Genomic DNA, 21,928 nt, shown 5'->3' on the forward strand with positions numbered 1-21,928 from the left:
CAGGGTCGACGAAGCTGGAAGTCTCGACGATGGAGATGCCCGAGAGGTTACCCGACCGTGAAGAGCCTGCTCAGCCCGAGGAGGCGACCGATCCAGCCCAAGCGGCAAACGCGCCGGGGTTGCGGGTCTGTAGCAGCACCCGGCCGGGTCCGACGAAATCGAAGACGAAGCCCTCGCCGGATTTCAGTGACTGAATGGACCTCCCGGAGACCGCGCGGCGCATAGTGAAATTCATGGCCAGGTCATAGGCCACCACGTGACCGGTGTCGATGGTGATCGGTTCACCAGGCTGCAGATCGATGACGTCGATTGCCCCGAAAACGCCGACTACGATTTCACCGTCACCGTGCGCGCGCAGTCCGAAGCCGCCCTCGCCGCCGAACAGGTTCGCGAAACCGCCCCACTTGCTTTCCACCTGCACGCCATGGGAATTCGCGATCCAGCCGCCGCGGCTGATGAAGAACGGTCGGTCCGGCGTGATCTGCAGATTCAGCATGTCGCCCGGCAGCGCGGGCGCTACATCCACCCAACCACCCTGCTGCGGCGCGGTGAAGGTGGAGACGAAGAACGATTCACCCGCGAGCACCGAGCGCTTCAGTCCGGCAAGGATGCCGCCTTCGGCCTTGGCCTGCAACGTGACTCCCGCCGAATGCGCGACCATGGCGCCACTTTCGACCCGCATGGGCTCGCCGCCCGCGAGGAAGCACCGCGCAATGGTGGACGCGGGGTTATGGCGCAGTTGTACCTTCATAATCGCCGACCCTACCGCCTCATGGCAGTCGCCGAGAGCCCGCGATCGCAGGGGCATCCGGGGCCCTCCCGCACTCACAGCACCAGGTGCCACCGCAAGACGGTGCCGCACACCAAGGGCGGGTCAGGCCAGCGTGTGCAGCGTGGCGTCGTCCCGTGCGACTATGCCGCCACCGTCCGCGGTGAGCACGATGGGGCGCTGGATCAACTGCGGATTCGCGGCGAGCGCTTCGATCCAGCGATCCCGGTCGGCCGCCTCGCGACCCCAGCCGGACATGCCGAGATCCTTGGCAATCTGTTCGCCGGTGCGGGTGATATCCCACGGCTGCGCGTCCAACCGCTCCAGCACCGCGCGCAGTTCATCGGCCGTCGGCGGATCGTCGAGATAACGCCGGACGGTGTAGTCGATGCCCGCCTCGTCGAGGAACGCGGTGGCATTGCGGCTCTTGGTGCATCGCGGGTTGTGCCAGATCTCGGTCTGCCCAGAAGTCATACGTGCACACTATCGCCTTCACAGGTGCATCCAGATCGGCCGCACCTGCGACAATGGGTGGCGCATCGATTTCGCCGCCGACGGCTCTCGGTTGGGTGCCGATATCTATCAGACCTGTCAGGCCGCACCGACGTATTCGTCGGCGACCTCCAGCACTTCGTCGACGATCTCGAGCCCCGTGCGGATTTCGTCCGCCGAGGTGGTGAGCGGTGGTGCGATCTGAAAACGGTTGCCCGCGTTGAACGGCCACAGTCCGCGTTCCTTCGCGGCGGCGGTCACCCTTGCCATCGGTGCCGCGGCCTCGCCCGCGGCGGCAAAGGGGATCAGCGGCTGCCGGGTGTGCGGATCGCGCACCAACTCGAGAGCCCAGAAGAAGCCGAGACCGCGTACCTCGCCGACGCTCGGATGGCGAGTGGCCAACTCGGCCAAGCCTTTTCCGAGGACGTCCGCACCGACCGAGCGGACGTGGTCGAGAATGCCGTCGCGCTCGAAGATGCCGATCGAGGCGACCCCGGTCGCACAGGCCAGCGGATGGCCCGCATAGGTGAGGCCGCCCGGATACACCCGGTCGTCGTAACGCTGGGCGATCCGTTCGGCGATCAGCACACCGCCGAGTGGAACGTAACCGGAATTCACGCCCTTGGCGAAGGTGATGAGGTCGGGCTCGACGCCGAACGCCTGTACCGCGAACCACTCACCGACCCGGCCGAAGCCGACCATCACCTCGTCGGCGATGTAGACGATGCCGAATTCGTCGCACAGCGCGCGCACTCCGGCCAGATAGCCGGGCGGCGGCACCAGCACGCCGTTGGTGCCGACCACCGTCTCCAGGATCAGGCCCGCGATGTTCTGCGGACCTTCGAGCTCGATCACCTGACGCAGATGATTCAGCGCCGCAACGGTCTCTTCCTCGGGAGTGCTTGTGTTCCATGGCGATCGGTAGGGGTAAGGCCCGAAGAATCGCACCACGTCGACATTGGTCGGCTCCGCGCCCCAGCGGCGCGGTTCGCCGGTCAGGCCGATCGCGACGCCGGTGCCGCCGTGATAGGAGCGGTAGGCGGCGAGCATTTTGGTGCGCCCGGTGAAGCTGCGGGCCAGCCGCACCGCATGCTCGACCGCCTCCGCGCCGCCGGTGGTGAAGAGCACCCGGTTGAGGTCACCGGGTGCGCGTTCGACGATCAGCCCGGCCAGTTCGCTGCGCGCATCGTTGCCGACCGTCGGTGAGATGGTGGCCAGCTTCTGCGCTTGGGCGATGATCGCGGCGACCATATCCGGATGCTGGTGGCCGATATTCACGTTCACCAACTGAGAGGAGAAGTCGAGATATCGCTTACCGGAGTCGTCCCAGAACCATGAACCCGACGCACCGACAATCGGCGTCGGATTCGCTCCGCCCTGCGCCATCCACGGGTAGAAGACGTGATCAGTGGTCATCTCCGGTTGCTCCGCTCTTGCCCTTCGGCATCCATCGTTCGATCGCTCGGCTCCGGCCGACACCGCACCTACTTACCACCCTCGGTCAATGTCACCTGGCTCGGCGCGAAACTCGTTCCGGTGATATCGGTTCCGCCGGATTTCAGCAAATCCAGTGCCTTGGTGACGTACTCGTTGGTGTACGCCTCGGCGTCGGGATCCTTCTTCAGTACTGTCGCGCCTTCTTGATTGCGGGTTTCCTTGCCGATCTTCACCGTTCGATCCCACGCGGCTCGATCGATGAGCCCGACTCCGGCGGGTGAGGGCCAGATCAGCTTGTTCACCTCGTTGACCTGCCACTGCTGATGCGTCGCACCCAGCGTGCTGCCCGCGGCGACGGTGATGTCGCGGCACTTGTCGACGTTGTCACGGCAGAACGCCCAGCCTTTGAGCGAGGCCGCGATGAATTTCACCGTCTGGTCCTGGTACTCGGCATCTTTCAGCTTTTCGGTATTCGCCCAGATCGCGTCCTGGAGCATGGCCACACCCTCGTCGTTCCAGTCGATGGTGGCGAAATCCGCTGCCGTGTACAACTTTCCGGTTGCCGGATTCTTCGTCTCGAGCAGCTGCGCGTACTCGTTGTAGGACATCGCCTGTGCGGCATTGATGTCCTTGGAAAGGAAGGCGTTCATATCGAACTGCTGCTGGACCAGTTTGACGTCCTTGGCCGGGTCGATGCCCGCCTTGGTCATCCCCGCGAACAGCTCGAATTCATTGCCGTAGCCCCAGTTTCCGACGGTCTTGCCCCGCAACGCGGATGGTCCCGCGATATTGTCGGACTTGAAGGAGACCTGTTTGGTACCCGAACGCTGGAAGACCTGCGCGACATCGGTGATGCCCGCCCCTGCCTCGCGCGAAGCCAGCGCCTTCGGCACCCAGGCGATGGCATAGTCGGCCTGGCCCTGGGCCAGCACGGTCTGCGGCACGATATCGGTTCCGCCGTCGAGGATATCGACCGACAGGCCCTGCTCCTTGTAGTAGCCCTGATCGACCGCAGCGAGGTAGCCCGCGAACTGGCCCTGCTTGAACCACTGCAATTGCAGGCGAACCTTCGTCAGTCCGTCGGAGGTCGTCGTCGAACCGTTCTCGGTGGTGCTACAGCCGGTCAGCGTCGCGGCGGCCAACGCGGCCAGCGCCAGACAGGCGCGCAATCGCTTGGGGGTGCTTGTCATTTCGATCTCCAAAAGGTGTTGCGGGGTCGTCGGGTGAGTTGTTCGAGGAGCAGGACCGCGGCCAGGAAGAGCAGGCCGACGAGCATGGCGCCGACCACGTAGGCCCAGGCCCTCGGATATGCGGTATTGGCCGCGGCGGAGGTGATCCGGCTGCCGAGTCCGTTCTGTAGACCGCCGAAGTATTCGGCGATGATCGCGGCGATCACCGCGCCGGGCGCGGCGATCCGCAGTCCGGTGAACAGATACGGCAGTGCCGCGGGCAGCCGGACGGTGCGGGTGATCTGCCAGCCGCCTGCCGCGTAGGAGGCCATCAGGTCCGAGTGGACCTGCGGGACCTGGCGCAGTCCGCGCGCGGTGCTGACGAACATCGGGAAGAACACCACGATGGTGACCACGATGCGGCGCGGGGTGTCGGTGGTGGTCGAGTACATCGAGTTGAGCAAGGGCGCCAGCGCGACGATCGGCACCGCGGCTGCCGCGGCGGCCAGGGGCGTCAGCAGCCCCTCGACCAGCCGGAAGCGCACCGCCAGCGTCGCGGCGGTAATGCCGAGCACAGCACCGAGCAGCAAGCCGATGAGCGCGTTCATCCCGGTCGCGCTCGCGGCGTCGACGATTCGCCCGAAGTTGTCGGTGAACTCCTGTGCGATCGCGGTCGGGGCGGGCAGCAGGAACGACGGCACACCCGCCGCGACGGTCAACAGCTGCCAGAGCGCGAGCCCGCCGACACCGAACACCAAGGGCGGCAGCACCACTCGCAGCGGTAGCGCGCTACGCGCCGACAGCGCCGCTTTCATCGCACGTCCCGTCCGGCCAACGTGGCGTCGGCGCCGTGACCCTCGCGCAGCGCCGCACGCACCGCGGCGACAGCGTCGAAGAACGCGGGGCTGGAACGCACATCGTCGCCGTCGACGGCCGCGTCGCGGCCCCAGCCATCGGTCGCGACGATGTCGGTGATGCGGCCCGGTCGCGGCGACATGACCACAACCCGATCCGAGAGGAACACCGCCTCGGGAATCGAGTGCGTCACGAAAACGACAGCAGCACCGGTCTCCCCCGCAATCCGCAGCAGCTCACCCTGCATCCGCTCGCGGGTCATCTCGTCGAGCGCGCCGAAGGGTTCGTCCATCAGCAGCAGCGACGGCTTCCGCGCCAGCGCCCGCGCGATCGCCACCCGCTGCTGCATGCCGCCGGAAAGTTCCGCGGGATAGCGGCGGGCGAAATCGGTCAGCCCTGCCATGTCCAGTAGTTCCGCACTGCGGGCCCTGCGCTCGGCCTTCGCCACCTTGCGCAACTCCATCGGCAGCTCGACATTCGCCTGCACCGTGCGCCAATCCAGCAGCCCCGCCTGCTGGAAGGCGATGCCGTAATCCTGGTCGATCCTCGCCTGCCGCGCGGTCTTGCCGTGCACCGCGACGGCTCCGCTGCTCGGCTGCTCGAGGTCCGCGATGATTCGCAGCAACGTCGACTTGCCGCAGCCGGAGGGGCCGATCAGCGAGACGAATTCGCCGGGGCCGACGGTCAGCGACACATCCGTCAGCGCGGTGACCGCGCCGCCGGCGAAGATCTTGCCTACATGGGCGAGCGAAACGGCCGCCACCGACGCGGCGGTAGCTCGGTTCTCCGGCAGGGCACCCTCCGGCGCTGCTGCTGACGAGATCGCGCCGTCCGCGGCTTGCCGGTCTGCCTTGGCGATCAACGGGTACCTCCTGAAGAGCTGCGCGCCCCGACCGGGCGGCTGTAGCGACGTAGCACGAACTCGGCGAGGCCGACGACGGCGGTGACCGCGACTCCGAGCAGGGCGGCGGCGAGGACGGCGGCATAGAGCCTGGAGGCATCGCCGGTGGCCTGTTGGGCGAAGACAATGATTTGGCGTCCGATGCCGCCTGCGGTTCCGGTGGAGATCTCCGCGACGACCGCGCCGATGACCGATGCCGCCGCGGCAAGCCGGAGCGCGGGCAGGAAGTGCGGCACCGCGGCCGGGAAACGCAAGTGCACCAGTGTCTTCCACCAGCTCGCCGAGTAGCTGTGCAGCAACTCCACCGACGCCTTCGACGGCGCTTGCAGACCACGCAGCATGCCGATCGCGACCGGGAAGAAGGCGAGATATGCCGCGATGACCGCGATGCTCATCCACGGCCGCCACGGCTCGCCCGCGATAACGATCTTGCCACCCCACCCTGCGACGAGCGGAGCGAGGGCGATCAGCGGAACCGTTTGCGAGACAATGATGTACGGCAGCAGCCCGCGCTCGACAAATGCGAAACGCTGCATCACAACAGCCAACGCCACCCCGACCACGGTGCCGATCAACAGTGCCAGCAGAGCCAGTTCGAAGGTGAATCCCGCTGTGCGCAGGAGTGTTCCACCAACGGTGCCACTACCGTCCTTTTGCCCGAGTACGGTGATCACCGACCACACATGCGGCAAAGCGGTGTCGCTGGTACGCGGCAGTATCCGCTGATCGCCGATGCTGACCCCGCGTTCGGGCACCACGAGTTTCACCAGCTCCCACAGCACGACCACCAGCACGAGCGCCCCCACGGCATACCCGATCTGCCGAGCCCGCCGCGTTCCCGCGATCATCGGACACCCACTGACGCCCCGCGCAGCACGCGGGCCGTGGGTTCACCCGGGCTGTCATACAGCCGCCTCGTCTTCATTGCTCACCTGCCGCAAGTGCCGCCGCGGCGGCGACCTGCGCGATCACTCGGCCGCCTCCGTGGCGGTGACCGGGTGCGCGATACGCGGAATGACCGACTCGCCGTAGGCCTCCAGCGTCGCGGTCTTCGCGTCGTGTTGGAGATACACCGCGAACTGGTCTACCCCGAGCTTCTCGAGTTCGTGCAATCGAGTGATCTGATCGTCCGCTGTACCGATCAAGCAGAAGCGGTCGACGATGGTGTCCGGAACGAAATCGGCGTGGGTGTTGCCCGCCTTTCCATGCTGGTTGTAGTCGTATCCCTTTCTGCCCGCGATGTATTCGGTCAGCGCGACCGGAATATCGCTGCCGGTCCCGTATTTCGTGACGATGTCGGCGACGTGGTTGCCGACCATGCCGCCGAACCAGCGGCACTGATCGCGCGCGTGCGCTGTCGCGGTGTCGGAGCCGTCGGTGACGTAAGCCGGCGCGGCCACACAGATTTTCACCGCGCCGGGATCACGGCCGGCCCGCTCCGCGGCCGCCCGCACCCGCCCGATGGTCCATGCGGTGATGTCCGGATCGGCCAGCTGCAAGATGAAGCCGTCGGCGACCTCACCGGTCAGGTCCAGTGCGCGCGGACCGTAGCCCGCGACCCAGACCTCGAGCTGCGAGGCGCCCGCCCACGGAAAACGCACGACCGTGTCGCCGACGCGGGCACTGCGGCCGTTGCCGAGTTCCCTTATCACCGCTATGGATTCACGCAGGGTGGCCAAGGTGGTCGGCTTGCCGCCCAGCGTCCGCACCGCCGAATCGCCGCGACCGATACCGCAGACGGTTCGGTTGCCGAACATGTCGTTGAGCGTCGCGAAGGTGGACGCCGTCACCGTCCAGTCCCTGGTGGCCGGATTGGTCACCATCGGACCGACGACAACTTTACGAGTGGCGGCGAGGATCTGGCTGTAGATGACGTAGGGCTCCTGCCACAGCAGGTGCGAGTCGAACGTCCACACGTGCGAGAAGCCGTGCGTCTCGGCCTGCCTCGCAAGCTCGACCACCCGCGAGGCAGGGGGCGTGCATTGCAGCACAACGCCGATGTCCATGCGGCACTCTCCGTTTCAGATCAGGTTTTGCGATAGCTCGCGAGTGATGAACCGGCCATGGCCCTTGCTACCCAGATATTCGCCGCGGTCGATGACCACCCGACCGCGCGAGAGCACCGTGTCGACGTGGCCGTCGATCTCGAATCCCTCCCATGCCGAGTGGTCCATGTTCATGTGATGGGTCTTGCCCAGGCCGATGCTGGTGTGGCCGTGCGGGTCGTAGATGACGACGTCGGCGTCGGCGCCCGGGCTGATGACACCCTTGCGCGGATACATCCCGAACATGCGGGCCGGGGTGGTGCAGCAGACCTCCACCCAGCGCTCCAGCGAGATCAAGCCGTTCTTCACGCCCTGGAACATCAGATCCATCCGGTGTTCCACGCCGCCGATCCCATTGGGGATCTTGCTGAAATCTCCGACGCCGAGTTCTTTCTGGTCCTTCATGCAGAACGGGCAGTGGTCGGTGCCGACGGAGGTGACAGCGCCGGTGCGCAGATACCGCCACAGCTCATCCTGGTGGCCTTCGGCCCGTGACCGCAGCGGTGTCGAGCACACCCATTTGGCACCCTCGAAACCCGGCGCGCCCAACTGCTCTTCGAGCGAGAGATACAAGTACTGCGGACACGTTTCGCCGAAGACGTTCTGCCCGTTGCCTCGTGCGGCGACAATCTGTTCCATCGCCTGCTTGGCCGATACATGCACGACATACAGCGGCGCACCGGTCAGCTGCGCCAGCATGATCGCGCGATGGGTGGCCTCTTCTTCCATCTGCCACGGCCGCGTGACACCGTGGAAGTAGGGCGAGGTCTCGCCGCGGGCGAGCGCCTGCTCCACAAGGACGTCGATGGCGATCCCGTTCTCGGCGTGCATCATCAGCAACGCGCCGAGGTCCCCCGCCGTCTGCATGGCGCGCAGGATCTGGCCGTCGGTGGAGTAGAAGACGCCGGGATAGGCCATGAACAGTTTGAAGCTGGTGACTCCCTCGGCCACCAATTCGCTCATAGCCTTGAGGGATTCCTCGTTCACCTCTCCGATGATCTGGTGGAATCCGTAGTCGACGGCACATTCCCCCGCGGCCTTTTCGTGCCAGGCACCGAGGGTGTCCTGCACTCGCTGCCCCGGCTTCTGCACCGCGAAGTCGACGATGGTGGTTGTCCCGCCCCAGGCCGCGGCCCTGGTGCCGGTCTCGAAGGTGTCCGATGCCTCGGTGCCGCCGAAGGGCAGTTGCATGTGGGTATGCCCGTCGACGCCACCGGGAATCACGTACTTGCCCGTGGCATCGATGGCGACGTCCGCGGATCGGGTGAGGTCGGAGCCGAGTGCGGTGGCGCCGGGCGCCAGGACTGCGACGATGGTTTCGCCGTCCACGAGCACGTCGAGCAATTGCGAGCCGGTGGCCGAGACGACCGTGCCGCCGTGAATGAAGGTCTTCGTCATATCAATGTCACCTGCCTCAAGGGGCTACCAATGGCCCGTAGGCGTCGGGACGGCGGTCGCGGTAGAAGGCCCACCGGTCGCGCACCGTCTTGATCAGCTCCATGTCCAGATCGCGGATAACAAGTTCGGGGGCGGTGTCGGAGGCGACCTCACCGACGAATTTGCCCTCGGGATCCACGAAGTAGCTGGTCCCGTAGAAGTCGTCCGCGCCGTATTCGGCCTCGATACCCACCCGATTGATGGCACCGATGTAGTACTCGTTGGCGACCGCGGAGGCGGGCTGCTCCAATTTCCACAGATAGCCCGACAGGCCACGCGAGGTGGCCGACGGATTGAATACGATCTCCGCCCCCGCGAGCCCCAGAGCCCGCCAGCCCTCCGGGAAATGCCGGTCATAGCAGATATAGACGCCGACCTTGCCGACCGCGGTATCGAACACCGGCCAGCCGAGATTTCCAGGACGGAAGTAGAACTTCTCCCAGAAGCCGTTGACGTGCGGGATATGATGCTTGCGGTATTTGCCGAGGTAGCTGCCGTCGGCATCGATCACCGCCGCGGTGTTGTAAAGCAGGCCCGGCTGTTCCTGCTCGTACACCGGTAGCACCATGACGAGGCCCAATTCCTTTGCCAGGGCGGCGAAGCGCTCCGTGGTCGGACCCGGCACCGATTCCGCGTAGTCATAGAACTTCGCGTCCTGTAACTGGCAGAAGTACGGGCCGTAGAACAACTCCTGGAAGCAGATCACCTTCGCGCCTTGCGCGGCGGCCTGACGTGCATAGTCCTCGTGCACTTTGATCATGGACTCTTTGTCGCCGGTCCAGTTCGTCTGGACCAACGCCGCTCGAACGATTCCCATGCTTTGTTATACTTCACTCCGATCCAATTCGGTTGTGTTACAAGATTGCGGAAACAGTTTCGTAGCCGTAAACCTTGGTGCCGATGATGGTGAGGCCACTGTGCCCGAAGCAGAATGAGCATGTGACAATCGAGCCCGCGACGATCTACGGCACACCGGACAGCGCGGCCTCCACCGCGGCTGTTGTGTCACCTGCCGAATTCATCGCGGATCTCGACGATCGCACCCCGGCGGGCATCGCCGCCGCCGTAAGCCGTCGGATCCGTTCCGGCGCACTGCAACCCGGCTCTCGACTGCCCACCGTCCGTGAGGTCGCCAGGCAGTTGCGAGTGTCACCGTCCACCGTGAACCAGGCTTGGCGTGCGCTGGCCGCCACCGGGGCGATCATCGCCCGTGGGCGGGCCGGGACGTTCGTCGGCCAACCGGAGGCCGCGCGACCCACCGCCCCGACCGGCCGCTACCAGCGCCTGCACCCGCCTTCGGACAGCGCGTTCCGTATCGATCTCTCGCGCGGCACCCCCGACCCGCACCTGCTCCCCGATCTCGCGGCCGCGCTGCACGACATCGCCCGCAACGGCGGCGGCGACCTTGCCGCCGACTACCTGGGTGAGGCGGTATTGCCGAACCTCGCCGCGCGGGTTCGCACCGACTGGCCCTTCCGCGCCGAGCGCCTCGCGGTCCTCGACGGCGCCCTCGATGCCGTCGACCGGCTACTGACCGCGCATATCCGGCTCGGTGACGCCGTCGCGGTCGAAGATCCTTGCTTCCCGCCGTTTCTCGACCTCTTGGCCAGGCTCGGTGCGCGCCCGGTGCCGGTCGGCATGGACGAATCCGGTCTACTGCCCGCCGACCTGACCCGCGCGGTCGCCCAGTGCACGGTCACCGCACTCGTCCTGCAACCCCGCGCGCAGAATCCGACCGGTGTTTCGCTCACGGCGGGTCGTGTCCGCGAACTGTCGGACATTCTGCTCAGCACCGCCACCCTGGTGATCGAGGACGACCACTCGGCCGGAATCGCCGCCGCCCCGCTGCGTTCGCTCGGCAGCCGACTCCCCCGGCGCACCGTGCACATCCGCTCGTTTTCGAAATCCCACGGGGCCGATCTGCGCCTCGCGGTGGCTGGCGGCCCTGCCGAGTTGCTCGATCCCGTTATCGAACGCCGCATGCTCGGCCCCGGCTGGACCAGTCGCCTGTTGCAACGCGTCCTGCTCAGCATGCTCGACGACGAAGACGCCGGCCACGCCGTCACCGCCGCACGTGCCGAATATCGAAGACGCTCGGCCGAGCTCCGGCGCGCGCTATCCAGAAAAGGCGTCACCATCGCGCGCGGCGACGGCATCAATCTCTGGCTCCCGGTCGCCGACGAAAACGCCGCGATGATCTCGCTGGCCGCCGCAGGCATCAAGGTCGCCCCCGGCGGACCCTTCGAGGTCGGCGACCACCCCCGTTCGGACCACCTGCGCATCACCATCGCCGCGATCACCGACGCCGATCTCGACTGGCTGGCCACCGAATTGGCCGCCGCCACGACAGCGGCACCGACATACCGACGCGTACGCCGGGCCTGACGACGCGGACGCAACCCACTGCGCAGGCTCGGGGCCGTCCGTAGCGCTACCGGATCACCGGCCAGACCATCGATGTCGCGGGAGGTAAAGTCACGGGCTGACACCAACCTCCCACGCGCGACGGGGCGAGATGGAATGATCGCCCGCAGCATCGCCCGGTGCGCCATTCGATAGAAGGAGACTCCAACCGGTGAGCAGCGAACTGCAGCGAGAACTCGGCCATGATCGACGCAACCGGCAGCAGCATCGCCGAATCGGAGTCCCGTTGCGGGCACTACGCATTCTCGGCATCCTGGCCGCCGGGGCGACTGTGGCGGTTCTTGCCGCGGGCGGCGTCTCGGCTGACACCGGGGTCCGACTCGAAAAGGGACCGGGCGCAGGATGTTCCGACCCGGCCGCCGGTCAGCCCAACGGCAAGCAGTGGCAGGCCGAACCCGGTATGACCGTCGATACCAGCGCCGGGTACACCGCGACACTCGAAACCACCTGCGGCACGGTGACAATCGCACTGGACCCCGCGCGAGCACCGCGCACCGTCAACTCCTTCGCATTCCTGTCCGGCGAAAAGTATTTCGATCACACCAAGTGCCACCGCCTCACCACCCAGGGCATCTTCGTCCTCCAGTGCGGTGACCCGACCGCTTCCGGCACGGGCGGTCCCGGCTACAAGTTCCCCGATGAGAACCTCGCGGGCGCAACCTATCCTGCGGGCACGGTCGCGATGGCGAACGCCGGCCCCGGCACCAACGGCAGCCAGTTCTTTCTCGTCTACCAGGACACCAGGCTGCCCGCGAACTACACCCCGTTCGGCCGGATCACCAGCGGCCTTGACGTTCTCGGCAATATCGCCTCGGCGGGGGTCATCGACGGCTCCGGCGACGGCGCCCCAACCACCGACGTGATTCTCGATTCGGTGACGACCGAACGTAACTGATCCGTTCCCGATACGCCGACAGCCCACCAGACCTTCTCGGTCCGGCGGGCTGTCGGCGTTGTTACCGCGTGCGGCGTCAGTCCAGGCGGAGCAGGTCCGGCCACGCCCGCGACCACGCCTGCCGCGGCCGATCACAACGCCAGATAGTGACGTCGCGGGTGAGGTCCGGGAAGCCGAGACGAGCATCCGAGCGACCGACCGCGGTCACAGTCTCGAACATCGAACGCAACTCCGCCTCGTCGCCGCCGACCCACAGCACCGTCGTCGCCGAGTCCGGTGGCGTACCGAAGTAGCCGAAACCACGGTTCGGGCTGTACACGGAAGGCAGCCCATCGCGCTGGCGGTCCATATCCAATGCACCTGCCTGCCAATAGGAGTCGGTGATCACCACGGTCTCGGCGCGGTCGGTTTCCGGTAGCGCCCGATAGGCTTCGACGGTCGCCTGGCGCAATTCCGGCCAGCCGAACCTGCCGTATATCGTGATCTGTAGGCTGGCCGCGGCCTTATCGTTTGCCGGATCGATCGACGACTCCGATTGCAGGGGCAGCGAAATCAACACCAGTGCCACCGAAAGCGCGACAAGCGGGACTCCGACGAAGGTACGCCAGCGCACGGCGCCCTGCGTCCACCACACCGCACCGGCCGCCATAATGGCCGCGTAGCAGCCCGCGGCGTAGTACGAGCGCCCATTGGTGACAATGAAGACCAGGGCGAGCAGCAGCGGCAGCATGGCGAGGAATCGGTACGGGCGCAACGACTCCGAGCGAAACAGTGCCCAGATACCCGTCAACAGCAGCACCCCGCCGAGCACCCCGGCTGCGCCGATCGCAAGCGGCAGCCACGTAAGGCGGCCACCGACCATCCCCTGTTCCGCGCCTACGACCGCGCCGAGTCGCAACTGCGGCCAGCCGTGACTCGCCTGCCAGATCAGGCTCGGAATCGTCGCCACCACCACGATCGCCGCACCCAGCCACAACGCAGGGCGCCGCAACAGCTCCCGCGGACCATAAATCAACACGCCGATCGCGACCGCGATCCAGAAGAACGGGATCAACCACTTCACCTGCATGTCGATCGCGGTCACCACCGCCGCCCACACCAGCAGAGCATCCTGGCGGGTGCGCACCCATCGGATCAGCAGCCAACTGATCAGCACCCACAACGCGGTATCCACCGTGTTGGTGGCCAACTGATTTCCCTGCACCAGCAGAAACGGCGAGGTCGCATACGCGGTCGCCGTCAGCAGTTGCGCGCCGCGAGATCCACCGAGTTCCCGCGCGATCTGCGCACTGATCATGATGGCCGCGACGGTGACCACAGCCGCCGGAATACGAAGCGCTATCAGCGATCCCGGCGCGATCAGGTCCATCAGTCGCGCGATCGCGGGCACCAACGGACCTTGATCGGCGTACCCGAAAGCGAGCCTGCGCCCAGCGGACACGAAATAGAGTTCGTCACCGAAGAACCCGTAGCGCCCCAGCGTCGCAAGCAGCGCGATCGCTGATACCAGGGCGATCGCCCCGACACCGACCACCGCATAGGGCGGCAGGAGGTCGGGTCTATCCCGTTCCCGCACATCGGTTTCTTGCACGCTAGTCATCGCTGGTCGCCTTCCGGGTCGCCACATCGAACAGTCGGCGTAGATGCGCCGAGTACTTGCCCATATCGAAATCCGGCTCTCGAATCGAACGCCCCGCCGCGCTGTCGATCGAATCGCGAATCGACTTGGCCATCATCACCGTGTCGAACTCGCCGAAAACCCCTGCGTCCTGCCCCTCGCGCAGCATCGTCACCAGCGGCTCGAATACCTCGCGCTCTCCGTCCTGGTTCGCGAAAACCAACTTTCCTTCCGCATCACGAAGATTCACCGCTACGTCGGTCACCGCCGCGACGTAGTTCTTGTTCGCCTCGATGAAGGCGAGATTCGAATCCACATACGTCAGCAACCGATTTCGCGGGCCCTCGGCCGCGGTGATCACCGGCACCATGTACTCCGCACCCCACACGTACAGCTGAATCACCAACTGCGTCATCAGATCGTCTTTGCCCTGAAAGTGATATGAGATCACTCCCTTCGAGATGCCCGCATGCTCGGCAATCCGCGCCAACGAGGCGTTCCCGTATCCCACCTCCGAGATCACCTCCACCGCCGAGGCGATGATCTGCCGCCGCCGCGCCTCCTCGATGAACGACCTATGCTGACCGCTCGGACTATTTTCTGGCCGCATGGCCAAATATTAGCACGAACAGTCACCGAATCCATCGAGATACGTCGCGGAACACCACCCGCGTTCGTCTCGACGATCATCGCCGCGCCGCTATCGGACAGGGGCCTACGCTGGGCTGGTGGAATCGGACACGCCGCCGCTGGACACCCTCGACCTGCAGCTGCTGCACGCACTCGAGATCGACGGGCGCGCGTCGTTCAGCAGGATCGCCGAAGCGCTCGGCGTCTCCGACCGCACCGTGGCCCGTCGCTACGAGCGGCTGTGCGCCGCGGGCAAGCTCCGGGTGATCGGTGCGGCCGACAGCAGCCGATCGGGCGCGGCGGAGTGGCTGGTGCGCCTGCGCGTACTCCCACACGGCACCGAGGCCCTCGCCCACGCATTGGCCCGCCGCCCCGATACCGCCTGGGTGACCACGATCTCGAGCGGCACGGAGATCACCTGTATTTTTCGCGTGCCCGCCGGTGGATCGGTACCGCTGGCCGCGCTCGCGCGCCACCCACAGGTCCGCGACGTTTCGGCGCAACAACTGCTGATCCACCTCATGAACGGCCGTTGGCGTGGCCGCACCTCGGCGCTCACCGGCGACCAGATCGCTGCGCTGCGGCCCCCGTATCCGAACGAGGCAGCACCGGTTTCCCTGATCGATCTCGATCGCGCACTTGTTCCCGCACTCGCGGCGGACGGCCGCGCTACCTATCCCGACCTCGCACGGCGCCTCGGCTGGTCGGAATCCGCGGTCCGACGCCGGCTGGAAGAACTACGGCGTGCTCAGGTGCTGCGGCTCGAGGTCGAGGTCGACCCGGCACAGTTCGGCTATTCGGCTCAGTGCGTGCTCTGGCTGACCATCGCCCCTGCCCAGCTCATCGGTGTCGCCAAGGCGCTCGGCACCGATGACGAAGTCGCGTTCGTCGGCGTGACGACCGGCGCGCACAACCTGATCGTCGTCACGGTCCTGCGGGATTCTGCCGCACTGGCCACCTACCTGACCGAGCGCATCGGCGCGCTCGACGGCATCGAACGCATGGAAGCGACACCGATCACCTCGTACACCAAACGCACTGCGCCCCGGAGCTGACCGCTACACACCCGAAAAAGCCGCGCTCCCAACAGAAACGCGGCCCCTCGATGACAAACCCCCTACAGATACTGCCCGTATTCGACTCGGTGTCGATCGCTCGACTCGCCGAGGCGTTCTTGCCGGTGAATCAGACCCTGCCGGATGTAGACCATTCACTCGCCCGAAAAAGCCGCGCTCCCAACGGAAACGCGGCCCTTCGATAACGAACCTTACAGATACTGACCCGTATTCGACTCGGTGTCGATCGCCCGACTCGCCGAGGCGTTCTTGCCGGTGAATCAGACCCTGCCGGATGCAGACCATCCACTCGCCCGAAAAAGCCGCGCTCCCAACGGAAACGCGGCCTTTCGATAACGAACCTTACAGATACTGACCCGTATTCGACTCGGTGTCGATCGCCCGACTCGCCGAGGCGTTCTTGCCGGTGACCAGCGTGCGGATGTAGACGATCCGTTCGCCCTTCTTGCCCGAAATGCGTGCCCAGTCATCGGGATTCGTGGTGTTGGGCAGGTCCTCGTTCTCGGAGAACTCGTCCTGAATCGAATCGTAGAGGTGCTGGATGCGCAGACCAGGGTTGCCGGTGTCGAGCACTGCCTTGATGGCGTACTTCTTGGAGCGGTCCACGATGTTCTGGATCATGGCGCCGGAGTTGAAGTCCTTGAAGTACAGAACCTCCTTGTCACCATTGGCGTAGGTGACCTCGAGGAAGCGGTTGTCATCGCTCTCGGCATACATCCGGTCGACGACCCGTTCGATCATCGCGCGGATGCACTTGGCCTTGTCGCCGTCGAACTCGGTGAGGTCGTCGGCGTGCAACGGCAGGAATTCGGTCAGGTACTTCGAGAAGATGTCCTGTGCCGATTCCGCGTCCGGCCGCTCGATCTTGATCTTCACATCGAGTCGACCGGGTCGCAGGATCGCGGGGTCGATCATGTCCTCACGGTTGGACGCGCCGATCACGATGACATTTTCGAGGCCCTCGACGCCGTCGATCTCCGAAAGCAGCTGCGGCACGACCGTGGTCTCCACATCGGAGGACACGCCCGATCCACGGGTACGGAAGATCGAGTCCATCTCGTCGAAGAACACGATCACCGGCGTACCTTCGGACGCCTTCTCGCGTGCCCGCTGGAAGATGATCCTGATGTGGCGCTCGGTCTCGCCCACGAACTTGTTCAGCAGCTCCGGGCCCTTGATGTTGAGGAAGAACGACTTGGCTTCCTTGGCATCCTCACCACGGGATTCGGCGATCTTCTTGGCGAGTGAGTTGGCCACCGCCTTCGCGATCAGCGTCTTACCGCAGCCGGGCGGACCGTAGAGCAGCACACCCTTGGGCGGGCGCAGCGCGTACTCGCGGAACAGTTCCTTGTGCAGGAAGGGCAGTTCCACCGCGTCGCGGATCTGCTCGATCTGGCGACCGAGTCCACCGATATCGGTGTAGTCGACATCGGGCACTTCCTCGAGTACGAGGTCTTCGACCTCGGCCTTGGGTACGCGCTCGAAAGCGAAGCCCGCCTTTGTATCCACCAATAGCGAGTCGCCAGGCCGCAGCTTGCGGATGGGCGAATCGGGGTCGTCCATATCGTCGAACTCCGCGAGCTTGGCCAGCGGGCCCGCCAGCCACACCACGCGCTCCTCGTCGGCATGGCCGACGACCAGCGCCCGGCGTCCGTCGTCGAGGATCTCGCGTAACGTGCCGATCTCGCCGATCTTGTCGAAGAGATTCGCCTCGACAACCGTCAGCGCCTCGTTGAGGCGGACGGTCTGGCCGTATTCGAGGATCGTGGTGTCGATGTTCGGTGAGCACGTCAGCCGCATCTTGCGGCCCGAAGTGAACACGTCGACCGTTTGATCCTCGTGTACGCCGATCAGAATGCCGTATCCGCTCGGTGGCTGACCCAGCCGATCGACTTCCTCACGCAACGCGACGAGTTGCTGTCGCGCTTCCTTGAGTGTGTCCATCAGCTTGCCGTTGCGAATCGTCAGCGAATCGATGCGGGCTTCCAATTCCCGCGCTTGATCCGGCGAATCGGCGAGTTGCCTTCGGAGTGCAGCCGCTTCGGCGCGTACCGCCTCGAGCTCTCTCCAGGCCGCCGAATCCGAATTCTCGATGGGGCTCATGTGCTGCTCCTCCCGTTCCCGGTCTATCAACGCTACCGGGCGCGAACCGTTCTCGCTTTCCGACATGGTTTCGTCGTGATCACATCTAGGCTGCGGTCAGCGGCCGGACGAACCATGTTAGCCTGCCCTAACCTGCTTCCGGCGACTATCTCGCCGACTGAACCGAAAGGTTGCTGACGATGCTCCTCCCCGCCAGGACACTGCGCGTTTCCGTGGCTACCGCTGTGGCGGCCGTCGCCGTTACCGTCGGGCTCACAGCCTGCGGCTCCGACGATAAAGCCGATACCGCCGAGGCGAGTACCACCACCAGCGCGGCGGCCACCAGCGCCGACCACGGCGCGCACGGCACCGAGACGGCGCCGACGGCGGACGACCTGAAGGCCACCCTGGTGCTGGTCGCGGACCCTACCAAGTCGACCGCCGAGAAGACCGCGGTCATCGTCAACGGTGACAAGCGCACCGCCAATATCGATCAGATGAATCAGGCGCTCGGCGCATACGGCACGCTGATCTTCGCTGTGACCGACGTCAAGGTCGAAGGCACCACCGCGACCGCGCAGGTCGTCATCACCTCCCCGCACGGCAGCGCCCCTGCCATGCCGATGACGTGGGAGCACGTCGATGGCAAGTGGAAGCTCTCCGACGCCGCCGCCTGCACGATGCTCGGCTTCGCCCAGGCGGCCTGCACGCCGTAGCACGCACGGACCGAAGGCCGCCCTCGCCCGATACAACGGGACGAGGACGGCTTTTGTTCGATCGGTCATGTCGCGCTCGCTGCCTCAGCCCTTGGACGGCCGGCGCTGCGGCTTCGGCGTGACGGTGCCCTCGGCCAGTCGCCGCGCACTCACCAGGAATGCGGTGTGGCCCTGCATCCGATGTTCCGGGCGCACCGCGAGTCCGACCACATGCCAGCCACGCACCATCGATTCCCACGAGCGCGGCTCGGTCCAGCACTCCTGTTCACGCAGGGCCTCCACAACCCTCGACAGCTGAGTGACGGTTGCCACATAGACGACAAGCACGCCGCCGGGCACCAGGGCCTTGCCCACCGCGGGCAGCGCATCCCAAGGGGAAAGCATGTCGAGCACGACACGATCGACCGGTTGGCCGTCGTAGGCAGCGACATCGGCGACGGTCAGCGACCAGTTAGCTGGACGTTCGCCGAAGAAGGTCTCGACGTTGCGCACGGCGTGCTCGGCGTGGTCGTCGCGGATCTCGTAGGAGATAACCTCGCCCTGCGGGCCGACCGCGCGCAACAGCGAGCAAGTCAGTGCGCCGGAACCGGCTCCGGCCTCCAGCACCCGCGCACCGGGGAACATGTCACCCTCGTGCACGATCTGCGCGGCGTCCTTGGGGTAGATGACCGCAGCACCGCGTGGCATCGAAAGCACGTAATCGACGAGCAACGGACGCAGGGCGAGATAGGGCGTGCCGTTGGTCGAGTTCACCACGGTGCCTTCGTCGGCTCCGATCAGGCTGTCGTGCTTGATCCCGCCGCGATGCGTGTGGAACTCCTTACCGGGTTCCAGCACCACCGTGTAGAGGCGCCCTTTGGCATCGGTCAGCTGTACCCGGTCACCTGTGGTGAATGGACCGGTCCGTCTGGCCGTCATGAATCTCCGTTTCGCTGGGTTCCTGGAGTGATGGCACCGGCGTGTCGGTACCGCCGGATAGCCTGCCAGGTATGCCAGTGCCCGTAACGACGCCCCCCGCCGACGCCGACAAGTCGCTCGAGCCCGCAGCCGCGACACGTCGCTCCCGCCCGGCGTTGTCTCCTTCGCGGGCAATGGATTTCAAGCAGTGCCCACTGAAATATCGATTCCGCGCCATCGATCGAATTCCCGAACCGCCCTCGCGCAACGCGGTCCGCGGCACGGTGGTGCATGCGGTGCTGGAGGACCTCTACGGACTACCCGCCCCAGAGCGCGCACCCGAGCGCGCTGCGGCCCTCGCCGAACCGGCGTGGGCCCGAGTGCTCGCCGAGCAACCCGAGATCGCCGAACTCGTGGCCGAGGGCGGACTCGACGAATTCCTCGGGGAGGTGCGCACGCTCGTCGAGACGTACTACCGGCTCGAGGATCCGACGAGGTTCGAACCGGAATCCTGTGAGTCCCGGGTCGAGGTCGAACTCGACGACGGTGTGCTGCTGCGTGGTTTCGTCGATCGCATCGATGTGGCGCCGACCGGTCAACTCCGGGTGGTCGACTACAAGACCGGCCGGGCACCTGGAGTCGCGCACGAGGCCAAGGCGCTGTTCCAGCTGAAGTTCTACGCGCTGGTCGTGTTGCGCACCCGCGGCATTCTGCCCACCCAACTACGACTTATCTACCTAGCCGATGCGCAACTGCTCACCTACGCCCCAGACGAAGAGGAACTGCTGCGCTTCGAACGCACTCTCTCCGCGCTGTGGCAGGCCATTCTCGAAGCGGGTCGCACCGGCGACTTCCGACCGAGCCAGAGCTGGCTGTGCGGCTTCTGCGCCTATAAGGACCTGTGCCCCGAATTCGGCGGCACACCGCCGCCGTACCCTGGGTGGCCCGATGGCGGAACCCGCGAGACACCGGATGAGACGCTGGCCGACGCGGTATCCGATTGAGCGCCGATCGACGCTCGAGAGCGAGCCCCGAACGCGCCGCACCCGCGGCGGGGCGCGGGGGGGCTCAGATCGTGAAGTTGCGGAAAAGCAGCACCGAAAGCCCCAGGCCGACAAGCAGGTTCACCACGACCGCCGAACCGAAAACGACAATGGGGCGCCAACCCGCCGCACGCAGGCCGCGCAGCGAGAACTCGAGCCCGATAGAGACGAACGCGAGGATCAGGAACCAGGTGCGCAGGTCGTTGATGATCGCGATGTGCGCGGCACCGGTCTTCTTGTCCACCGACTGTAGGTAGAGGGTGCCGATCACCGACGCGGCGACGAATCCGATCACGAACTTCGGAAACCGCGCCCAGAACTGCCGAAACGACGGGCGCGCCGCGCTCGTGTTCCGCTCGACGCGGAGGGTGAAGTAGGCGGTCAGCGCGATCGCGACAATCCCGATCAGCGCGTTCTGGGTGGTCTTCACAATGGTGGCGATCTGTAGCGCCTGCTCCCCCGCGAGCGCTCCGGAAGCAGCGACTGCCGCGGTGGTGTCGATGTTGCCGCCGATCCACGCACCGGCCACCGCGTCCGACAGCCCGAAGACATCGGCGAGCCATGGCAGCACGAAGATCGATGGCAGCGCGAAAATAATCACCAACGACGCCGCGTACGCGATCTGCTCCCGCCGGGCCTGCACCGCGCCCGCGGCCGCGATCGCCGCGCTCACACCGCAGATCGAGACCGCTGAGGACAGCAGAGCACGCAGCTTGTCGTCGAGCCCGAGCCGCCCGCCCAGCCACCAGGTGAAGGCGAACACCGAGGTGATCAGCAGCAACGCCTGTAGGATCGACGGGCCCGCCGCGGTAACCAAGATCTTCAGGTTGATCGACGCACCGAGCAGCACCACACCGGTCTTGATGAAGAACTCGGTGCGAAAACCAGCCGAAAGCCGTTCGCGCAGATCGAACTCGGCGAGCACCACATTGCCGAGCAGACCGATCACAATGGCGTAAACCGGGAACTCGATCGATTTGGCGACCCGCTGGAGCGGAGTGTCGATCGCCCAGTGCGGCACATGGGTGTCGAAGTAGCGGGTCAGCGCGCCGAGCAGGATCACGACAGCGACGCCTGCCACGACCTCGGCGATGCTGGGGCGCGATATCGCTTGCAGTGCAGCAGTTTCGGATCGCACCGGGGCGACCTCGGCATCGGCATCGGCATCTACGGCAACCGCAGTCGTATCGCCCGTCTCGGGAGCCGCGTCTTCGACTGCCCCGGTCCCGGCGCTCACCTCGATTTGGGTGTCCGATTCGGTATCCGACATCACGGCACCAGCCAATCCGGGATAACGCCGACGAGAACCAGCGCAACGAGGACAAGGCCGACGATTGTCGCCAGCCAGTCCTCACTCCATGCGAATGTGCTGCCCGAAGGTTTGTCGGCCGAGGTCTGTGACACGGTGCGCTCCTTGCATTTCCTCATCGAGAGGCCGCACG

At 65.7% G+C, this 21,928-nt stretch carries 21 protein-coding genes; 5 read left to right on the plus strand and 16 right to left on the minus strand.

The window, feature by feature from the left end:
* Positions 1–70: 70 nt before the first annotated feature.
* The 10 genes from ACLMAJ_RS04485 to ACLMAJ_RS04530 form a co-directional block, all read right to left on the minus strand.
* Entirely contained in the window at positions 71–751 is a 681-nt protein-coding gene (locus ACLMAJ_RS04485) for a TIGR00266 family protein (protein ID WP_412012194.1), read from the minus strand.
* 123 nt (positions 752–874) lie between these two features.
* Positions 875–1,243: an arsenate reductase family protein gene (locus tag ACLMAJ_RS04490; RefSeq protein ID WP_412012195.1), complete on the minus strand. Its 369-nt coding sequence runs from the start codon at positions 1,241–1,243 to the stop codon at positions 875–877.
* A gap of 117 nt (positions 1,244–1,360) precedes the next feature.
* Positions 1,361–2,740: an aspartate aminotransferase family protein gene (locus tag ACLMAJ_RS04495; protein WP_412012196.1), complete on the minus strand. Its 1,380-nt coding sequence runs from the start codon at positions 2,738–2,740 to the stop codon at positions 1,361–1,363.
* A gap of 5 nt (positions 2,741–2,745) precedes the next feature.
* Positions 2,746–3,888 (minus strand): ABC transporter substrate-binding protein, encoded by a 1,143-nt coding sequence (locus ACLMAJ_RS04500; RefSeq protein WP_412012197.1) that lies wholly within the window; start codon positions 3,886–3,888, stop codon positions 2,746–2,748.
* Positions 3,885–4,682: an ABC transporter permease gene (locus tag ACLMAJ_RS04505; protein ID WP_412012198.1), complete on the minus strand. Its 798-nt coding sequence runs from the start codon at positions 4,680–4,682 to the stop codon at positions 3,885–3,887. Before ACLMAJ_RS04505 ends, ACLMAJ_RS04500 begins: the two co-directional genes overlap by 4 nt.
* Positions 4,679–5,584: an ABC transporter ATP-binding protein gene (locus ACLMAJ_RS04510; RefSeq protein ID WP_412012199.1), complete on the minus strand. Its 906-nt coding sequence runs from the start codon at positions 5,582–5,584 to the stop codon at positions 4,679–4,681. Before ACLMAJ_RS04510 ends, ACLMAJ_RS04505 begins: the two co-directional genes overlap by 4 nt.
* Positions 5,581–6,471: an ABC transporter permease gene (locus ACLMAJ_RS04515; protein ID WP_412012200.1), complete on the minus strand. Its 891-nt coding sequence runs from the start codon at positions 6,469–6,471 to the stop codon at positions 5,581–5,583. Before ACLMAJ_RS04515 ends, ACLMAJ_RS04510 begins: the two co-directional genes overlap by 4 nt.
* Positions 6,472–6,591: 120 nt before the next feature.
* Entirely contained in the window at positions 6,592–7,629 is a 1,038-nt protein-coding gene (locus ACLMAJ_RS04520) for a TIGR03842 family LLM class F420-dependent oxidoreductase (protein ID WP_412012201.1), read from the minus strand.
* A 15-nt stretch (positions 7,630–7,644) separates the two neighbouring features.
* Positions 7,645–9,066 carry a dihydropyrimidinase gene (gene hydA / locus ACLMAJ_RS04525; protein WP_412012202.1) on the minus strand — a complete coding sequence of 474 codons (1,422 nt, stop codon included), beginning with the start codon at positions 9,064–9,066 and terminating at the stop codon, positions 7,645–7,647.
* A gap of 16 nt (positions 9,067–9,082) precedes the next feature.
* Complete coding sequence (locus tag ACLMAJ_RS04530) at positions 9,083–9,922, minus strand: nitrilase-related carbon-nitrogen hydrolase (RefSeq protein ID WP_412012203.1); 840 nt, start codon at positions 9,920–9,922, stop codon at positions 9,083–9,085.
* Between the two features lie 122 nt (positions 9,923–10,044).
* On the opposite strand from ACLMAJ_RS04530, the gene ACLMAJ_RS04535 reads away from it, so the two are divergent.
* Positions 10,045–11,490 (plus strand): aminotransferase-like domain-containing protein, encoded by a 1,446-nt coding sequence (locus tag ACLMAJ_RS04535; protein WP_412012204.1) that lies wholly within the window; start codon positions 10,045–10,047, stop codon positions 11,488–11,490.
* A 190-nt stretch (positions 11,491–11,680) separates the two neighbouring features.
* Positions 11,681–12,424 (plus strand): peptidylprolyl isomerase, encoded by a 744-nt coding sequence (locus ACLMAJ_RS04540; RefSeq protein WP_412012205.1) that lies wholly within the window; start codon positions 11,681–11,683, stop codon positions 12,422–12,424.
* A gap of 76 nt (positions 12,425–12,500) precedes the next feature.
* On the opposite strand, the gene ACLMAJ_RS04545 is transcribed toward ACLMAJ_RS04540, so the two are convergent.
* Together ACLMAJ_RS04545 and ACLMAJ_RS04550 are read right to left on the minus strand one after the other, a co-directional pair.
* Positions 12,501–14,024 carry a glycosyltransferase family 39 protein gene (locus tag ACLMAJ_RS04545; RefSeq protein WP_412012206.1) on the minus strand — a complete coding sequence of 508 codons (1,524 nt, stop codon included), beginning with the start codon at positions 14,022–14,024 and terminating at the stop codon, positions 12,501–12,503.
* Positions 14,017–14,652: a TetR/AcrR family transcriptional regulator gene (locus tag ACLMAJ_RS04550; RefSeq protein WP_412012207.1), complete on the minus strand. Its 636-nt coding sequence runs from the start codon at positions 14,650–14,652 to the stop codon at positions 14,017–14,019. The genes ACLMAJ_RS04545 and ACLMAJ_RS04550 overlap by 8 nt, the downstream gene beginning before the upstream one ends.
* Before the next feature lie 118 nt (positions 14,653–14,770).
* Between ACLMAJ_RS04550 and ACLMAJ_RS04555 the strand changes: the two genes are divergently transcribed.
* Positions 14,771–15,727 carry an Lrp/AsnC family transcriptional regulator gene (locus ACLMAJ_RS04555; RefSeq protein ID WP_412012208.1) on the plus strand — a complete coding sequence of 319 codons (957 nt, stop codon included), beginning with the start codon at positions 14,771–14,773 and terminating at the stop codon, positions 15,725–15,727.
* Between the two features lie 363 nt (positions 15,728–16,090).
* Here ACLMAJ_RS04555 and arc read toward each other — a convergent pair whose 3' ends face one another.
* The gene (gene arc, locus ACLMAJ_RS04560) at positions 16,091–17,851 is read right to left on the minus strand and encodes a proteasome ATPase (RefSeq protein WP_412012209.1); all 1,761 of its coding nucleotides are present in this window, start codon (positions 17,849–17,851) and stop codon (positions 16,091–16,093) included.
* A 212-nt stretch (positions 17,852–18,063) separates the two neighbouring features.
* Between arc and ACLMAJ_RS04565 the strand changes: the two genes are divergently transcribed.
* Positions 18,064–18,546 carry a WKL family lipoprotein gene (locus ACLMAJ_RS04565; protein ID WP_412012210.1) on the plus strand — a complete coding sequence of 161 codons (483 nt, stop codon included), beginning with the start codon at positions 18,064–18,066 and terminating at the stop codon, positions 18,544–18,546.
* Between the two features lie 84 nt (positions 18,547–18,630).
* On the opposite strand, the gene ACLMAJ_RS04570 is transcribed toward ACLMAJ_RS04565, so the two are convergent.
* Positions 18,631–19,464, minus strand: coding sequence for a tRNA (adenine-N1)-methyltransferase (locus ACLMAJ_RS04570; protein WP_412012211.1), 834 nt, complete (start codon positions 19,462–19,464; stop codon positions 18,631–18,633).
* A gap of 71 nt (positions 19,465–19,535) precedes the next feature.
* Here ACLMAJ_RS04570 and ACLMAJ_RS04575 point away from each other — a divergent pair, with 71 nt between their 5' ends.
* Positions 19,536–20,447 carry a RecB family exonuclease gene (locus ACLMAJ_RS04575; protein WP_412012212.1) on the plus strand — a complete coding sequence of 304 codons (912 nt, stop codon included), beginning with the start codon at positions 19,536–19,538 and terminating at the stop codon, positions 20,445–20,447.
* A 64-nt stretch (positions 20,448–20,511) separates the two neighbouring features.
* On the opposite strand, the gene ACLMAJ_RS04580 is transcribed toward ACLMAJ_RS04575, so the two are convergent.
* Both ACLMAJ_RS04580 and ACLMAJ_RS04585 read right to left on the minus strand, forming a co-directional pair.
* Positions 20,512–21,756 carry a YeiH family protein gene (locus tag ACLMAJ_RS04580; protein ID WP_412012213.1) on the minus strand — a complete coding sequence of 415 codons (1,245 nt, stop codon included), beginning with the start codon at positions 21,754–21,756 and terminating at the stop codon, positions 20,512–20,514.
* Complete coding sequence (locus ACLMAJ_RS04585; protein WP_412012214.1) at positions 21,756–21,890, minus strand: hypothetical protein; 135 nt, start codon at positions 21,888–21,890, stop codon at positions 21,756–21,758. The genes ACLMAJ_RS04580 and ACLMAJ_RS04585 overlap by 1 nt, the downstream gene beginning before the upstream one ends.
* Positions 21,891–21,928: the final 38 nt, after the last annotated feature.

The sequence above is a fragment of the Nocardia arseniciresistens genome, from assembly GCF_046764875.1.
Lineage (GTDB): Bacteria > Actinomycetota > Actinomycetes > Mycobacteriales > Mycobacteriaceae > Nocardia > Nocardia arseniciresistens.

What these genes read in the sequence shown, in the direction of transcription:
- ACLMAJ_RS04500 (WP_412012197.1), bottom strand. Translation starts at nt 3,888, where the DNA reads ATGACAAGCACCCCCAAGCGATTGCGCGCCTGTCTGGCGCTGGCCGCG.
- ACLMAJ_RS04515 (WP_412012200.1), bottom strand. Translation starts at nt 6,471, where the DNA reads ATGATCGCGGGAACGCGGCGGGCTCGGCAGATCGGGTATGCCGTGGGG.
- ACLMAJ_RS04505 (WP_412012198.1), bottom strand. Translation starts at nt 4,682, where the DNA reads ATGAAAGCGGCGCTGTCGGCGCGTAGCGCGCTACCGCTGCGAGTGGTG.
- ACLMAJ_RS04545 (WP_412012206.1), bottom strand. Translation starts at nt 14,024, where the DNA reads ATGACTAGCGTGCAAGAAACCGATGTGCGGGAACGGGATAGACCCGAC.
- ACLMAJ_RS04485 (WP_412012194.1), bottom strand. Translation starts at nt 751, where the DNA reads ATGAAGGTACAACTGCGCCATAACCCCGCGTCCACCATTGCGCGGTGC.
- ACLMAJ_RS04530 (WP_412012203.1), bottom strand. Translation starts at nt 9,922, where the DNA reads ATGGGAATCGTTCGAGCGGCGTTGGTCCAGACGAACTGGACCGGCGAC.
- ACLMAJ_RS04575 (WP_412012212.1), top strand. Translation starts at nt 19,536, where the DNA reads ATGCCAGTGCCCGTAACGACGCCCCCCGCCGACGCCGACAAGTCGCTC.
- ACLMAJ_RS04490 (WP_412012195.1), bottom strand. Translation starts at nt 1,243, where the DNA reads ATGACTTCTGGGCAGACCGAGATCTGGCACAACCCGCGATGCACCAAG.
- ACLMAJ_RS04570 (WP_412012211.1), bottom strand. Translation starts at nt 19,464, where the DNA reads ATGACGGCCAGACGGACCGGTCCATTCACCACAGGTGACCGGGTACAG.
- ACLMAJ_RS04520 (WP_412012201.1), bottom strand. Translation starts at nt 7,629, where the DNA reads ATGGACATCGGCGTTGTGCTGCAATGCACGCCCCCTGCCTCGCGGGTG.
- hydA (WP_412012202.1), bottom strand. Translation starts at nt 9,066, where the DNA reads ATGACGAAGACCTTCATTCACGGCGGCACGGTCGTCTCGGCCACCGGC.
- ACLMAJ_RS04580 (WP_412012213.1), bottom strand. Translation starts at nt 21,756, where the DNA reads ATGTCGGATACCGAATCGGACACCCAAATCGAGGTGAGCGCCGGGACC.
- ACLMAJ_RS04550 (WP_412012207.1), bottom strand. Translation starts at nt 14,652, where the DNA reads ATGCGGCCAGAAAATAGTCCGAGCGGTCAGCATAGGTCGTTCATCGAG.
- arc (WP_412012209.1), bottom strand. Translation starts at nt 17,851, where the DNA reads ATGAGCCCCATCGAGAATTCGGATTCGGCGGCCTGGAGAGAGCTCGAG.